This is a genomic window from Pseudoalteromonas sp. SWYJZ98 (genome assembly GCF_015864495.1).
Lineage (GTDB): Bacteria > Pseudomonadota > Gammaproteobacteria > Enterobacterales > Alteromonadaceae > Pseudoalteromonas > Pseudoalteromonas distincta.
Genome location: NZ_JADYXA010000063.1, coordinates 1 through 14,356 on the forward strand (window position 1 = coordinate 1; position 14,356 = coordinate 14,356).

Genomic DNA, 14,356 nt, shown 5'->3' on the forward strand with positions numbered 1-14,356 from the left:
AGTGTTGCTTGCAGTGCTTGTTCTATATTCACAAAAAAATCCGTAGTTAGTTTCCTAACTACGGATTTTGCATGATCGTTTGGATCGGTCAACCGGTCATTTTCTTAACTGATCGGCATTAAGCGCATGCGCTCCTTTTTTAATACCTTAAAATTAAGGGTTAAGCAGGTAGTTTTTCTAGCCATACTTTTAACCAAGGCTCGGTTACCGGCCACGGTTCAAAATCTTCACATGCATCTATTTCTAGGCGGTTGCCCACAGGCTTTGCTTGTAAATCACGAAGTAGCTCGTCAAAGCTTCGCCCTGCGCCACAAAATGTATCGCCGTAACATCTGTCACCCATTGCAATTACACCAAATGGTTTATCGGTAAGCATTGGGAAAGTGCTATTCATTGCAAAGTACAATCCGGCCAAATTACTCGGTACATCACCTTGGCCTGTTGTGGAGGTAACAATTAAAATATGCGATGCATTTTTTATATCATCAAGTGATGCTTCAGTAATTACTGTAGCAGTATGACCCGCTTGCTCTATTGTGGCTGCAACTTCATCGCTTAAACGCTCTGCACCGCCATTAACGCTGCCTACAAAAATACTAATATGTGCCATTAATAATCCTTTTCTTGCTCTGGCCAACCTAGCTGCTTACATATTTCAAGCATGTCTTCACCTAGTGGCGCTTTAATTGTTATTGATTCATTACTATAAGGGTGCACAAAACTAAGCTCTGTTGCAAATAACATTAAGCGTCTTAGCTCAAAATGATCCCTAAAAAATTGATTATGCTGGTTATCACCGTGATTTACATCCCCAATGATAGGCAGTGATAAGTGCTTTAAGTGTCTACGAATTTGATGCTTGCGCCCGGTTTTTGGAAAACACTCAACTAACGAGTAACGCACTGTTGGATACTTACCTATAGGAATAGGCAATGCAGCTTGGTGCAAGCAATTAAACTGGGTTTGCGCTTCTTGCGGTGCTTTATCTTGATCTGCAAACTTATCGGCTATTTTATCAAGTTCTTCTTTAAGCGGTTTATCTAAAAATACTGACTCTGGCGCAAAGCCGCGCACTAACGCCAAATAGCGCTTAGCAATAGTACCTTCAATAAATAGCTGGTTCATATCGCGAGCAGCTTCCGAGTTCAATGCAAACAGCAATACGCCCGACGTAGGTCTATCGAGCCTATGTACTGGAAATACATGTTGCCCTAGCTGGTCGCGCAACATTTGCATAGCAAACTGGGTTTCGTGTTTATCTAAAAACGAGCGATGCACTAATAAACCTGAAGGCTTATTTATTGCCACATAGTTTTCATCTTGATACAAAATAGTCAGCTCGCCATATTCAATAGGCGCTAGACGCTCACTCATTTGGTTCTCCTAAAAAGGTATCAAGGGCTGTTAGTAATTCAATAATTTCATCGCTTCCGGCTTTATTCACAAGTGTCATTTGCGCCATAGGGGCAATAGCAAAGTTACGCGGTAGTGGTTGCCTATGTGTTAATAATTGCTGTATTTTTTCAATAAATACAAATTGTAACCACTGCTCAAATGCTATTGTATCGTGACAAAAAGGAGTATTTGAAAGCAGTGCCTCAGCGTCTATTGGCTCACTTTGCCAAAGCGCGTGTTTTTGTAAAAGTGCCGTTAGCTGCACTAAATAAGTTTGGGTTTGCTGGTACATAACCACCCTCTTTTATATATGTAATGCAATTATACCCTGTTCCCTCATAGGCGGCTATGACGTATAATTAATGTAATTTTGCAGTAAAAACAGTTGAGAAAACAATGAGTGATCAAATAGCTACATTAGGTCAGCTTTTAGATGGTGCGGGTACTCAGTGGCGTGCTTTTGATATTGGCAGGCACATTACTAAGCTTGATAAAAAACAATTTTTAGCTATTGAACAAGCTCAAGTGCCTTACCCTTATCCACTTGCTGGTCATGCATGGCTCGCTATTCAATTTTGGGATACTAAAGCCAGTAAAGAACCGTATGTATGGTTTTTAAAATTTCCACTTGATGAGCAAAGTATGCTTGTCAGTGCTAGTCGCGATCACTTTGCTGATATGGTTATTCAAGCGCTAGGCACTGAAATTACAGGCGAACAAGCCGATGGAAAGCTTGATAATAACCCTTATGTTTTTACACCAAACGCAAATAAATTAGCGGCATTTAACGCCCAAGTAAAAGTACTATTAAAACAGCCTGCATCGCAGTATTACGAGCATGCACAACTGTACTTTAGCGGTAAAATTGGTTTTGATAATTGGCAAAGTGTTGCACTACAGGGTATTGCCGATTTTGCACTACGCTTAGACAGCGATACAAACTTAAGTAATCTGCAAAAAGCATGGGCGCATTTACCTATTGAAGTACTACAACCACTCAGTGCAATGCTTGAACACGTTGAAATACCAACATCAATGAGTGAGTTACTTGTTGATTACACCCAGGGTGCAATTAGTAACAACGACACAGTGGCTATAACCGCAGCACTAAGATCAGCTTCAAAAGGTCAAGCTCAAGGGTTATGCGCTCAATTAGTCGATACTGTACTAAGCTCACCAGTGAGGCACGACTCTGACGTGTTACTAACAATAGCTGGGCGGTGTTTTAAGCAATTAGAAAACCCTGAACGCTTACATGTATTTATGGATAATTGCGCGCATCATCAAAAAATTGAAGAATTGTTTCCAAGTATTTTTGCTGACTTAGTTGCAATACCAACTATTCGCCCGCATTTATTAGGCTTATTACGTAAAGAAAATCGTAGCGAAACCCTCGCGCGTGCAATTGGAAGGTTATTCTCTTAAATGGCAAGTTTATGGACGTTCATACTTATTGGTAGTGTAATTTACTTATTTTGGCTTAACCGAAAGGTTGCTGAAGCGGCGAACGTTCATGCTAAACGTCAAAGTGAGCAACTGCAGGTGCAGTTGATGAGTGTTGCATGCACAAAACGCCGCTTTGGTTTTTTAAAGAACGGCAAGCCAGGCATCAAAAGTGAATTTATATTTGAGTTTTCAAGCGACGGTGAAAATGCTTATCAAGGTGTGTTAATTATGGAAAATGAGTTTTTGAAAAGTGTGGTTATTCCACCCCATAAAATATAAAACTTAATATACTTTAGGAGTATGTGTCTTAAATTAATAAATTTAATTCAACACAAAAAACTAAGGCGTAACTAAAGTTACGCCCCAATTGGACTGCATCCTGCTAGATATCCATTATCTTAAATCCGTATTATCATCCCCTGAACGAGTAAACAACCTTGTTTACCCTCACATTGCATCCTGCAATATCCATGGCCACCTTGGCAAACCCACGAAATCTATCGTTTGGCTACATCCGTAGCATCATCCCTGGTAATCCTTTAAAGTAGCTCCTGCCACTTTTGCATCCTGCAATGTCCACTTGCCATCTTGGCAGTCCTGCGTAAACTAACGCTCCTGCTACTTCCTGTAGCGTCATCCGTGATTATCCTAAAGTAACTCCTAGCTACTAAGTGCTTCATGCACTTCCTTATTCTTCCTTGTATCCATTTTAGCTTGTCCTTTATGCTTCCTGCTAGCATCTGCTATGTTGCCTATTCCGTATCCTTGGCAGTAACTCAATCATTGAGCTATGTCGTCTTTACAAAGAGAAGTTTAAAGCAATCAGGGGAGAGAAATAGGACTTAACATTAAATAAATAAACGTCACAAAAATGAAAAAACAAAATAAATACTGCAGAACAATAACTTAGAACAAAAAAGGCTACTTATTAGTAGCCTTTAAGTGACAATGCTTACGATGATGTGAGATATATCTCACGGTCTTATGTCCGTTTGGGCGCATTGGCTTACATTATAATTTTAAATAGTTGGCTCAATTATTGATTTAAACAGTAACTCGCCCTCTACTTGATTAAAAGTAAGGTGTTTAAATGCTTCAAATTTTTCAGTTTTAAAAAATTCAATGTGCTCCTTACGTGTTACAAATACAGCCATCCCTGTTGACTCAGCGTTACATTTAACCAAGTCATCAAGCCCGCGTAGTAAGTAACGACCAAAGCCTTGTCCATGAAAATGAGGATCTACGGCAATAAAAGCTAAAAAATAGTAATTGCCTTTTTGTTTAAGGGCGTCTCTAATTGTTTGTTCTTTATCTATTAATTGATTTGTTTGTAAGTAGCCCGCACTCAGCATTAATTTTAAACGCCAGTGCCAATAACGCTGCGCTTGTAATTGGCTATTAGATTCAAATACACACGCTACTGCTTTTAATTTATCGTTGCGGTATAAACCAATTAATGGCTGTTTTTCTTGCCAAAAACTACTGAGCTCTTCGCGAATTAATGATCGTAATTTTTTTTCGTAAACTGATTTATTTTCGTCATTGTAGCTAAGCATGTTTAGTAATACAGGATCGTCATGATAAGCCTGATAAATTAGGCTCGCTGCAGTACTAATATCTTCTGCAGCTAAATACTGTACGCTGAACGTATCAGCTGGTGTGGTTACACTCATTGTATTTCCTTTATTATTTTAGCTATAGGCTGTTTAACTTTAAACCTAACTATATACCTAAAATTATTAACCGTAAATTCAGCGAGAGTTTAACTAGCAGGAGGTACAGTTAGGTACTAGTATGAATTTTCATTCATTTAAAGGAGCAATATCATGGATACGACAAAACACGACATTAACACACTTTTTGCACAGCTTGGATTACCAAATAGTGATGAGCAAATAGATGCGTTTATTGCCTCACATGAATTAGAAGACACAACATTACTCCAAGAAGCTTCTTTTTGGGATGAGGCACAACAGCACTTTTTAGCTGAATCCCTTGCACAAGACGGAGATTGGAGTGAAGTAATTGACGAGTTAGATGTACGCATTCGTCAAAGTAAGTAATTTTATTTAATGTACCCTCCCTTATTTATTGCTAACATAGCATCTGCGCAGCATTTATATGCTGCGTATTTATTTTATTAAAGAGTTATATATCTAATGAATTCAGTTGTATTTGATGCAATCAAAGCCCTTCTCGATGAAGGCAAAACCCCTACTGTAGCACTAACTAAAAGCCGTTTGGCGCAACCGGTTCCAATGCCGATGATTATTGCAGCAGTAAGCCAATATAAAAACAATCCTGATTCAATTAATAACTTCATGAGAAACCCACAGCAGTCAGATAATACTGAGCTTAAAACAAGTCAATTAGATAGAATTGAGCAAAAACTCGATAAACTTCTTGCGCTGCTAGAACAAAAATAATTTGAGACTATAAATGTTCGTTGTTGATTTAACTTTTGATTGCTACCAAGACACCACCCTAGAACAAGCCGAACAAGCAATAAATCGCTTAGTAAATGCACTGCGTTTTAATGGTCAAATAATGGGAGAAGAATTTCCAACCGTTTTAAAAGATGGATTTTTTATTACCCGCGTAATGTGCCCTACTGAAGATGCAATGCACCCGCTAAATAACAGCCCGTTTGTTAAGCACAGTATCGAAAAGTTACATAGTGCTGGGCTACTTGCGCCAAAAGTAAAAGTGATCGGACAAGATATTCACTCCAACGGTGCTGATTGCTGCAAAGAACCATCAAGTTATATTTTATATACAACCTATGTGCATACGTGCAGCCCGCTTTATTGTGGTGATGACTTTTTGCCTGTGCCGCTATTTCGTATTCCGGCAATTGCTAATGGTGACTATAAAACGCTTATAAAATGGCAAGAAGATTGGCAAGCCTGCGATCAAATTCAAATTAATGGCGCAACCCGTTGTGAATTTCCGGCGCTTGAAGAAATATCGAGTATTCAAAGCGACTTATACAGACGCGGAAAAGACATAACAAAGCGAATTAGTTTTTTAACTAAAAAGCCAACCTATTATTATTTATACCGTGTAGGCGGCGTAGATAAAGCGTCTGAACTTGAACGAAAGTGCCCTAGTTGTAATGGCGACTGGAAATTACCTGAATCGTGGTTTGGGTTATTCGACTTTAGGTGTGAGCCGTGTGGCTTGGTGTCTAATATATCGTGGGATTTTCAGTAACTACTTTAATAAGCGCTTAAAATCAGCTTAGTGATAACGCTAAGCTGATTTATTAAACACGTTTTAAACCTCTAACGCCTTTAAAAAAGCATTAATGTTAGGTGCAAGTACATGGTGTGTTTTTTTGCCTACGTGCTCTAAGCATACCTCGCCAGTGTGCACCAATACACTCACTAGCAAATCATCTTGATCTGTTAAACCAATAAACACTGTTTCTGGCTGCTTGAGCTTGCGTTTCATTAACACGTGGCCCGTGATATTTTGCTGTAGCAAATTAAAGTCTTCTTCGTTCCATGCTTGTAGTAATTCAACCTGATGCCCATCAATACTTGCTAAAATACTTCCACCGTACATATGTCCGTATAGCTCGCTAAGCGCTTTTGGAAACTCAAGTTCTAGTGCACTGGCTAAATCATTAAGCGAACCTGCAGGTCGCTGACGCGCCCCCTGCCATTGAATGTTTCCTTGCTCGTCAACCTCACCAACTTCACATGGGCTTGGCCATTGCTCGTCATGCGCAATAAGTGGGTACTTTGTAGTGTTTTTAAGGGTATTTTCGCTAAATGTTTGATGAAGTTGTTCTATAAGCAATGCAACAGACATACTGTGAAACTCATTTAAATTAGATATAATGTCCCTATTGTAACTATTTAAGAGCAAACATGACAGATTACAGCAATTCTCCAGACCTTAAAGGTAGCGTATTAGGCCAATCTACTGAGTATGTAGATGTGTACACGCCAAGCTTGCTTTTCCCTATTGCGCGCAAACTAAATCGTGATGCTTTAAATATTGACGAAGCAGAGCTTCCATTTAAAGGCCAAGACATGTGGACAGGTTACGAGCTTTCATGGCTAAACAATAAAGGTAAACCGCAAGTTGCCGTGGCCTTATTTACCTTTGAATGCCAAAGCAGCCATATTATTGAGTCAAAGTCGTTTAAACTTTATTTAAATAGCTTTAACCAAACCCGATTTGAAAGCATTGATGTAGTAAAACAGCATTTAATTGATGATTTATCAAACGCGGTTAACAGCCCTGTCAAAGTAACTTTATATAATCCTGATGATTACAATTGCTTACCGTGTACAGCGCTGCCAGGTGAATGTATTGATGATTTAGATATTGAAATTAATAATTACGATATTGATGCTAATTCACTTAAAGCAAAAAGTGATGAAGTAGTTACTGAAACGCTCTACAGCCACTTACTTAAGTCGAACTGTTTAATTACCTCCCAGCCTGACTGGGCAAGTGTCATTATACGATACACAGGCGAGCAAATATGTCGCGAATCGTTATTGCGTTATTTAATTTCGTTCAGAACGCATAACGAATTTCATGAGCAGTGTGTTGAGCGTATTTATAGCGATTTAACAACACAACTTAATATTAAAGAGTTAGAGGTTTACGCGCGTTATACTCGTCGCGGTGGGCTTGATATAAACCCGTATCGCTCTACGCATTATAACGATACGCCATTTGCAGTTAAAATTAATCGTCAGTAGGTTATTTTAAACTGGAATATGAGTATTAAAAAAGGAGCCTAGGCTCCTTTTTACATTTTTTAATTAATACCAATTCCATTAAGTATGTGAGCTAAGTTTTACGCCGAAAAAACAATTCAGTTCTAGGCTTAAATTGATGTAAATGGTTGTTCCCTTTGCGAAATTTACAACAAAGAAATGGGTTGTTTTAGCAAGTAAAATAGATCAGCTATTTATTGGAATTGGTATAACTTCGCGCTTAGTGGGTATGGGCATACCACACACATCAACGTAGTTATGTGCTTTAACAAACCATGGTTCAACACGGTTTTTACGAGCACTAATTAAGTTTTTAAACACCGGTGAGTTTGTTTTCATCACTTTAAATATACTTTTATCGCTTTGTATATCGCCAAGAACTTGTATATTGGTAATTGGGTTAAACACTTTACCTTCAGTTGGTGTACGCGCTAAACGATTAAAATGCTCTATACCTTCAAGCACTCGACCAAACACCGTAATATTTTTATCAAGGTAGCGCGGGCCTTGCCCTATTGTTACAAAAAACTCCGTACTCGCACTATTTTTATCGTTGTCGCGCGCCATGGCAAACACGCCACTACAATGCACTTGCCATGTTTGCGTATGTGCTGAGTTTTGAGCTACTGCAAAGCCGTTTAAAAAGCCGGTAACTGGTGCATATCCGTCGCCATTTAGCTCAGTAATTAAAAGTGGTTTGTTTGTTGTTAAATAAAACTCAGCTAGAACTGTTTTATCTGCAGTTTTAATTAACTTTTTACCCGAGCTGTCGCCACCTTGCGCTACAAAACCCTCAACAAACCGATAAACGCTGGTGTTTTTATAAAACCCTTCTCGCGCTAACTTTTTAATGTTTTGAGCGTGCTTTGGGGCAAGCTGTTCATTAAGTTCAATATACGCATCGCCCGTTGGCAGCGTTACCTTTAAAATATTTTGAGCATCCACTACTCGCCAGTCATTATCTGTTGCACTAGCAATTACCTCACTCGCGCTCAATAAAGGTAGCTCTTGTTTAGCAAAATCATCACCTAGTTGTTGAGCACAACCGCTCAATAAAACACTAAGCAGAGCTGGCAATATAATTTTTTTCATCGCTTATATCCTTATAATTATTATAGTTTTGGTTATTCCCAATCAAACTTATATAGCACATCAACATTTTGATATAGGCCGCTTGTTATCTCTATGTATAACTGTGAAAGTAACTGATAACGCACAGCCACTTCACTGAGCGAATCAAATACACCCACGCTATATTTAACTTGCAAACTGGGTGCTACGTATCCTGATATTTCTACTTTGGTACTATCACCACTACCTGATGAGCTTAAACTTACATCTGACAGCCCAAAGGTTTCACCTACCTTAGAAACAACCCCTTCGCTGCGGCTGACCCCTTGAGAGAGTAATAACTGCGTGAGCATAGCATCGCTTGACGAACTTTCTCCATCACCTAAAGGCTGGCCATTAAGTAAATATGCAAGTGCTTGTGCTTGATCCATCGCAGGCTCAGAAAATATCTTGAGCGTTGGTTGTTCAACATTACCTGTGAGCGTAACCCCTGCAATCACACCGTTTGCAGTCGTATCTGGGTTACGTATTGCTTTAATATTTAAAAATGGTTGTTCAATTGAACCGCTAAAACCTACTTGCCCGGTGCTGATTATTAAATCTTGCCCAAAGGCTAAATAAGTACCTTCAATTAAGTTAAGCTCACCTGTGGCTATGATTGGCGCACCTTGACTCATTTTTATCACTAAATCACCTGCAACTTTTGATTCCAAGCCAAACGACTCTACTTTTACATCGTTTTTAACAATCACTTTTAAATCTATGTCGTAATCAAACGGGACTGTTTCGGTGGCCTCAGTTTTTTGATCAACAATAATTTCATCATCGCTAACTTGCACCGCCCCCTCAGGAAGCTCTTCAATCATTATACGACCATAAGGCACAATTACCTCACCAGCAAGCTTGAGTGCATTATTAGCCAAGCCTATTTTTAAATCCGGCGATACTTTAAAAGTAACCCCTTGCTGCGCGCGTACATAAAACTGCTCGCCAACTACCGCAACATTTACAGCAGGTTGCGCACCTTGCCAATCAACGTCACCGGTGAGATTTATTTTACCGCCCTGGTTGTCGTTTAAGTTGCCTTTTATTGTGGCTGTTGTTTTATCAAACAATACGTTTATATTTGATTTTTGCAGCGCTATAGGTAATTGCTCGCCCTCTAAACTAATATCGCTCACATTAAGCTCGCCATTTAATAAAGGATCTTTTAACGTACCTGCTAACGCGACTTTTCCGCTAATATCACCTTTTAACTGCTCGAGGGTTTCAAGAAATGGTTGTAAGTCTGAAAGGAGTATTTTATCAATATTAATAGTGCCGTTAAGCGCTTGCGTATTTTGTATGTCGTCAATATCAATTTGTGTGTTTATTTTACCAAGCACACTTGATTCTAAATTAGCTTCAAGCTTGCCAACTTGAGAGTCCGAAAATGCACTAACAGTTAGAGTTTCGATTGGTAATTTAAAACGATCTTCTTCCGAGGTAAGCACCGCTTCTAAGTCGCTAGAATCGATATTTGCGCGTAATGTTTTAAGCGCACCGCTTTGCCAATTAAGTGCAACATCGCCCGCTATATTACCGCGAGTACGAATGCTATTAGGTAAAAAATGCTTAAGCTCCTCAAGAGCTAAATTGCTTAGTTTAGCATTTAACTGACCGAGATTTTTTGACTGCGCTAAGGTGTCTATGCACAATTTACTTTGCTCAGATGCCCAACAATGTGCACTTACATCAAAGTCGCCACTTTGCGTATTAATCATAATGGCAATGTTTTTAGTATTACTAAAACTAAGCTTTTTATCGCTGAGCGTTACATTACTAAGCTCGCCATTCCAAGTGGTATTATTAATTTTGCCATTAACTTCAAACTCTACACTGCCTTGCTCGGCATCTACAGATGCCGTAAGTTGGTGATCTGTTTTGTCGCCGCTAATATCAATTTTAACGCTATTAATTTGCTGTTCGGCTACAAGCGCCGAACCAACACTTACCGACACATCGGTTTGCCAATCGGCTGCGGTATCTAACTGCCCTTTTACTGATAATTTATTAATGTTTATTTCATCAAAAATAAAGCGATCGAGTATTAGCGCTAAATCAACAGAGGGCGTTAACCTTTCCCCTCTCACTTTTAAATTTGCGTTGCCATCAGCAGTAAATGGAATATTAGCTTTTTCATCACTTTTAAGCGTTACTTTGCCATCAACCTGCCAAGTGTCATCAACTTGCCCGCTTAGTGCTAATTTATTGGTGCCACTACTTAAATAAAAACTATCAATATTAGCTTTTAACGTGTTGTCGAGCTTAAAGTTTGAGGCAAATTCTAGTGGCACGTCGTTAAGTAATCCGTTTAACTTTGTATTATTCATTTGTAGCTGCCACTTGTCGTCAGCTGCATTAAACGAGCCTTTAAACTGTCCTGAAATATCACTGGTAGCGGCATCAGTTAAGTACTGCGCTTTTAAGTTAGCAAGCGTGCCATTAAAGTTAGCCTGTATGCCTTTTTGCCAATCAACATTGGCTTGTATAGTTGCACTGCTTTCGTTCGCTTTAATGCTTAGCGCTTGTAAAGTTGCTTTGGTGAGACTGCCTTTTAATTGGGTATTTAAGTCAACAGCTGGGTACGCGCCTAATTGGCTATTCCCCTGCAGGCTAAGCTGGTAATCGTCGGCATTACCTTGTGCATTGAGGCTTACATTTCGCACTTTAAGCTCATTACTTTGTGCATCAATAAGCCACTGTTTAATTTTGCCATTTAACTCAAACGGATAGTTTTTTTGCTTTAAATTTGCCGTTGCCGTTAAACTAAGCGGATATTGTCCCTGCGTTTCTAAATTTAAGTTTAGATTTGATAAGTCGCCATTCAACTGCAAATTGGCTTGGTGCTCATCACTTTGTAAAACAACATTCCCTTTTATGGGCAAATTTCCTGCAAGCTCAGCATTAAGGTGCGTATTAAGCTGCCACTGCTCATACTTTGCTGAGAATGACTCTAAATTAATAACCGCATCTTCCACACTTAATTGCAGCGAGATGTTTTCAATAACATGCTGGGCTTCGTTTTGCTCAATCGTAATGTTAGCTATTTCAAAGTCTTCAACAACTAAATCAAGTGGTGAAGTAAATTCTATATTAGGCAGTGCGGGTAGCTGCGTCAAAGGCGCTTGAGTATTTTGCGTCATTTGTGTTTTCGCATCTTGTTCTTGCTCTTTTAAAGCAACAAGTATGGTGGGAATATTCAGGCTTTTAACCGTCAGCTTTGAACCCTCTGCTTTTGCTGAGAGTTTAAAGTTATTAACGCTTACGTTTGCACTTGGATGCTCTAGCGTAAATTTATTGATCGCAATGTTTTTTACAGCAATATTAAAAGGTAAGCTGATTTTTTCAAGCGGCTCTGCCGCGGCTTCTTCTTGTGACTCTGCAGTTTTTGGTAATGTTAAATTTATAGATTTAGCACTTAAGTTATCTATACAAATTCCATCGCACTGCCACCAAAACAAATCAATTTTCAATTGTTGTGCATTAAAGTCCAATCCGTTGCTAGTAAAGCGCACATTAAAGGCATCATTATAAATAAAACGGCCATTTTTAATTTCAATATGTAGTCCATCTAACGCTTTGTTTGCACTATAAGCAATAAATTGATTACCGGGTGCGGTAAATAACAAACAAAATAGTGCGACAACTAACGTGACAAAAATAGCACTTACGGCGGCTGTTATCTTTTTTAATACTGACATTAAATTTCTGGCCCTATGGTAATACTTAAACGTGTGCTTTTACTTTCTTTTGTTAATCCCCAAGCGTGGTCTATACGCACTGGGCCAACGGGTGTTAAATAGCGAAAACCAAAACCAGCGCCTACTTCAAAATCATCAGAAAAATCATTCGTCGCAGTACCACCGTCAACAAATAAAGCTGCGCGCCAGTTTTGAGCAAACTGATAGTTGTACTCTATTGTACTGGTTAGTAAGTATTTACCACCGATGAGATCGCCATCATCATTTTCCGGCGATATTGATTGGTACGCAAAACCACGAACACTTTGATCGCCACCTGCGTAAAAACGCAGTGAGTAAGGTACGTTTTCAATATCATCAACAAGCATTGCACCAACATTTGCTTTTAAAAACACTAAATGCTTATCTAAGTAAGTACGTAACCACGCATGTTGCATTTGAACCCTAATCAGATTAGTACTCGAAAGCACATCATCTAAGCCAAACTCAGCAGATATAAGCCACTGCTCTCCCCAGTATGGAGTCGTGCCGCCTTTTGATTTTTTGCGGGCGTAGCTAATGCCCGGCATTAACATTTCTGTGCTTTCTTCCTCTTCATCACCGATGCGGTAGGTTTCTTGGTCGCGGCGTAAAAATGCAGTACGCACCCACTTATTTTCGGTTAACCATTGGCGCTGAACCTGCCCAGTTAATATTTCACTGTAAGTGTCGTTTGTGAGCTCATCTTCTAATTTATAACCAGCAGAAAAACGCCATAAATCATCATTCGGATCATCAACTGGAATGGTATAAGCCATGGAAATATCTTGCTGCCTTTGCGCCACATTTAAATTAGTTTCGAGATAATGGCCGTCTTCTGTGATCCACGGTTTACTCCATTTAAAACGCACTTTGGGCCCTAGGTCAGTACTAAAACCGCCGCCAATTTCATAGCTATTTGCAGGCTTGTGCAATACATCTACCTTAATAGGTACTTGGCCATTTTTACGCGCAGCAATATCGGCGTAAACTCGCACGCTTGCAAAATAAGGGGTGCTTGATAAATCCAAATTATAGTCAGCAATATGTGTTGATTTATAAGGTTGACCCTGAGTAAAAGGCGCAAGCGAGCGTATGTATTTTTCAGCAGGCGTATTACTGGCAATTTTTATATCGCCAAACTGATATCTAACCCCAGTATCAATTACAAAAGTAATAACAGCACTATTTTTCTTAAGTGACACTTCTAATTTGCGCGCTGGCCACTTTGCATCAAAATAGCCAAGCTCCAATAGCATAGATTCTATTTTTTTATGAGCAGAGTCATATCTACCATGATTTAAAACATCACCTTGTTTTAAGTTGGTATTTTTAATTAATGCCTGTAATTGAGTATCATTTTGGCCATCGCCGTTTAGCGTAATATTAATTGCTTCTATGCGAGTTGCAGGACCTCGCTCAACTTTAACAATTAACTCGCTATCGTCTTTATCATAAATAACCTCGACGGTCGGGCTATAATAACCAAGTGCTTTAATGCTATTTTGTACTTGCTTTTGAGCATAACTGCGAAGTGTACGGGTTGGTTTTTCACCAATTAATTGCTTGAGATAAAGGGCTACGTTATTTTCTAAATCACCACTTAACCCTTTAATTTCGTATTCTTCTATGACTTTTTCTGCCGCATAGCTATTTGTCGCAATTAAAGCGCTCACAACACATATGCAACGTAAAAACTTAATAAACAAGTAAATATCCTTACTTTTAATATCTTACATAAAACTGGCTAATTACACGCATGTTAGCATAGCCATAATGAGCAACACATTAACTTAATAACTATCTAACGCGTAAATTTAACTTCGCGGATTCAAACCTGAAGTGCATAACGTTTAGGCGGCTTTAGCCGCCAAGTGATCCTGCATCAATTTTGCAGGCGTTTCAAATCCAAGTGTCTTCCTCGGACGATTATTAAGTTGCTCA

At 39.1% G+C, this 14,356-nt stretch carries 14 protein-coding genes; 6 read left to right on the forward strand and 8 right to left on the reverse strand.

Features of this window, described 5'->3' with window-relative positions; translation table 11 throughout:
• Window positions 1-160: 160 nt before the first annotated feature.
• Genes I6F10_RS19170 through I6F10_RS19180 form a run of 3 tightly spaced genes read right to left on the reverse strand, consistent with a single transcriptional unit; the run spans window position 161 to window position 1,687 of the window.
• A complete protein-coding gene (locus tag I6F10_RS19170) occupies window positions 161-610 on the reverse strand; it encodes a flavodoxin (protein WP_010553680.1) in 450 nt (149 codons plus the stop codon).
• A complete protein-coding gene (gene truC, locus I6F10_RS19175) occupies window positions 610-1,374 on the reverse strand; it encodes a tRNA pseudouridine(65) synthase TruC (protein WP_165744936.1) in 765 nt (254 codons plus the stop codon). Before truC ends, I6F10_RS19170 begins: the two co-directional genes overlap by 1 nt.
• Window positions 1,367-1,687, reverse strand: coding sequence for a YqcC family protein (locus I6F10_RS19180; protein ID WP_165744937.1), 321 nt, complete (start codon window positions 1,685-1,687; stop codon window positions 1,367-1,369). The genes truC and I6F10_RS19180 overlap by 8 nt, the downstream gene beginning before the upstream one ends.
• 104 nt (window positions 1,688-1,791) lie before the next feature.
• Here I6F10_RS19180 and I6F10_RS19185 point away from each other — a divergent pair, with 104 nt between their 5' ends.
• Window positions 1,792-2,820 (forward strand): DUF3549 family protein, encoded by a 1,029-nt coding sequence (locus I6F10_RS19185; RefSeq protein ID WP_165744938.1) that lies wholly within the window; start codon window positions 1,792-1,794, stop codon window positions 2,818-2,820.
• The gene (locus I6F10_RS19190) at window positions 2,821-3,120 is read left to right on the forward strand and encodes a DUF3301 domain-containing protein (protein WP_165744939.1); all 300 of its coding nucleotides are present in this window, start codon (window positions 2,821-2,823) and stop codon (window positions 3,118-3,120) included.
• A gap of 740 nt (window positions 3,121-3,860) precedes the next feature.
• Here I6F10_RS19190 and I6F10_RS19195 read toward each other — a convergent pair.
• A complete protein-coding gene (locus tag I6F10_RS19195; RefSeq protein WP_024597670.1) occupies window positions 3,861-4,514 on the reverse strand; it encodes a GNAT family N-acetyltransferase in 654 nt (217 codons plus the stop codon).
• 153 nt (window positions 4,515-4,667) lie between these two features.
• On the opposite strand from I6F10_RS19195, the gene I6F10_RS19200 reads away from it, so the two are divergent.
• From I6F10_RS19200 to I6F10_RS19210, 3 genes are all read left to right on the forward strand, one after another.
• Window positions 4,668-4,904, forward strand: coding sequence for a DUF2789 domain-containing protein (locus I6F10_RS19200; protein WP_002958240.1), 237 nt, complete (start codon window positions 4,668-4,670; stop codon window positions 4,902-4,904).
• Between the two features lie 96 nt (window positions 4,905-5,000).
• Window positions 5,001-5,267, forward strand: a complete 267-nt coding sequence (locus tag I6F10_RS19205) for a hypothetical protein (RefSeq protein WP_007378199.1) — start codon at window positions 5,001-5,003, stop codon at window positions 5,265-5,267.
• 13 nt (window positions 5,268-5,280) lie between these two features.
• Window positions 5,281-6,054, forward strand: coding sequence for a Zn-ribbon-containing protein (locus I6F10_RS19210; RefSeq protein WP_002958242.1), 774 nt, complete (start codon window positions 5,281-5,283; stop codon window positions 6,052-6,054).
• Between the two features lie 63 nt (window positions 6,055-6,117).
• On the opposite strand, the gene syd is transcribed toward I6F10_RS19210, so the two are convergent.
• A complete protein-coding gene (syd, locus tag I6F10_RS19215) occupies window positions 6,118-6,657 on the reverse strand; it encodes a SecY-interacting protein (RefSeq protein WP_165744940.1) in 540 nt (179 codons plus the stop codon).
• Between the two features lie 59 nt (window positions 6,658-6,716).
• Between syd and queF the strand changes: the two genes are divergently transcribed.
• Window positions 6,717-7,562, forward strand: a complete 846-nt coding sequence (queF, locus tag I6F10_RS19220; protein WP_165744941.1) for an NADPH-dependent 7-cyano-7-deazaguanine reductase QueF — start codon at window positions 6,717-6,719, stop codon at window positions 7,560-7,562.
• A gap of 204 nt (window positions 7,563-7,766) precedes the next feature.
• Here the strand turns inward: queF and I6F10_RS19225 are convergent, their stop codons facing one another.
• The 3 genes from I6F10_RS19225 to I6F10_RS19235 are packed head-to-tail and all read right to left on the reverse strand — an operon-like array spanning window position 7,767 to window position 14,121.
• Window positions 7,767-8,672 (reverse strand): peptidylprolyl isomerase, encoded by a 906-nt coding sequence (locus I6F10_RS19225; RefSeq protein WP_165744942.1) that lies wholly within the window; start codon window positions 8,670-8,672, stop codon window positions 7,767-7,769.
• Between the two features lie 32 nt (window positions 8,673-8,704).
• Window positions 8,705-12,394 carry an autotransporter assembly complex protein TamB gene (gene tamB / locus I6F10_RS19230; protein ID WP_197099265.1) on the reverse strand — a complete coding sequence of 1,230 codons (3,690 nt, stop codon included), beginning with the start codon at window positions 12,392-12,394 and terminating at the stop codon, window positions 8,705-8,707.
• The gene (locus I6F10_RS19235; protein ID WP_165744944.1) at window positions 12,394-14,121 is read right to left on the reverse strand and encodes an autotransporter assembly complex protein TamA; all 1,728 of its coding nucleotides are present in this window, start codon (window positions 14,119-14,121) and stop codon (window positions 12,394-12,396) included. Before I6F10_RS19235 ends, tamB begins: the two co-directional genes overlap by 1 nt.
• Between the last annotated feature and the right edge of the window lie 235 nt (window positions 14,122-14,356).